The 1,163-nt window shown below is 64.2% G+C and carries 2 protein-coding genes; one reads left to right on the top strand and one right to left on the bottom strand.

Annotated features, from left to right (window positions below; genetic code table 11):
* On the top strand, positions 1-852 hold an 852-nt coding region (locus NA3_RS35345; RefSeq protein WP_062969261.1), incomplete at its 5' end, for a TIGR02391 family protein.
* A gap of 93 nt (positions 853-945) precedes the next feature.
* Here NA3_RS35345 and NA3_RS37990 read toward each other — a convergent pair.
* On the bottom strand, positions 946-1,163 hold a 218-nt coding region (locus tag NA3_RS37990; protein WP_167355107.1), incomplete at its 5' end, for a hypothetical protein.

The following is a 1,163-nucleotide window of genomic DNA, read 5'->3' on the forward strand; positions in this document are numbered from 1 at the left end:
ACTATGGACGCCTCACAAGATCCCGATTACCTACGCACCACGCAGGATGCGGTGCGCGAGTTTCGGAGCAAGTTCCGAGAGTTCCTCGCGCTGCACGTTCCAACGACCGAAGCCGGATTCGGTCGAGGGATAATTCCGGCTGTCACGCGGCGTGAAGGCGTCACTCCCGAGCAGGTAACCGAGATCGCGGAGCAGGTCGCCGAGGCTGCGGGCCGTGCTCGGCGGGCCGCGCTGCTTACCGAGGTCAGGTACAGCATTGAGGGCCAGAGTCGCCTCATTGACCCTATCGCTGCGTGGTCTTCGGTCACCCAGCCCAAACCTGTGTTGGAACCGGAGAACGTGCTGATCGCTTGCGGGCAGATCATCGGCTCACTCGATGAGATGATCGAGGCGGCCAAGATCGAGCAGCCGCGACCGGCCGGTCCCGCCGAGATGCACCCCACCGTCTGGGGTGCAGCTAGACCTCTGTGGGATGACGGTCACTATCGCGAGGCTATGGCCGCGGCGGCGGAAGCCTTGGTCGACAAGGTAAAGACCCTCGTCAAACGGCGAGACATCGCAGAAACGTCGGTGTGGCAACATGCGTTCTCCAACTCCGCCGCTAAGCCGGGAGAAATCCGTCTCCGTTGGCCTGGCGAACCCGAGGACCGCGACGTGAAGTCGATGAATGACGGGCTCAGGTTGTTCGCACCTGGTGTCCAGATGACGATCCGAAACGGCGCAGCCCATTCGACGGAGAAGATGTCTGAGCAAGACGCGCTCGAACGGCTCGGCACCCTCAGTCTGCTCGCTGGATGGGTCGACACCTGCGAGCGGGTCGAAGCGCCGCAGCTCGAAACTGATCAGGCGTGAGGGCGCCTGCGGCAGCGATGGCACTGCAGAACCTCGAACCTGCCTCTGAATTCGATCGGTGGAATGCGTTAACCCAACGTTCCGGTTGTCGATCTAGATGTAGGGCCACCGGTCGGCGTCGCGGTGGGTGGCGCGTTGCAGCCGCGGATCCTCGGGCGGGTACAGCCACCGCACCGGGACCCGGAGGGTTTCCAGCGAGGGGATGTGAGCCGGGCGACCGGTGTGGTCGACCAGCATTCCGGTGACGCGGTAGCCCTGCCCGGTCGCCAGGCCGAGGGCGGCGGCCTGGCTGTTGGTGAGTTCGATGTCGG

Origin of the sequence: Nocardia africana NBRC 100379 (assembly GCF_001612635.1) — a bacterium.
In the GTDB taxonomy this organism is placed as follows: domain Bacteria; phylum Actinomycetota; class Actinomycetes; order Mycobacteriales; family Mycobacteriaceae; genus Nocardia; species Nocardia africana.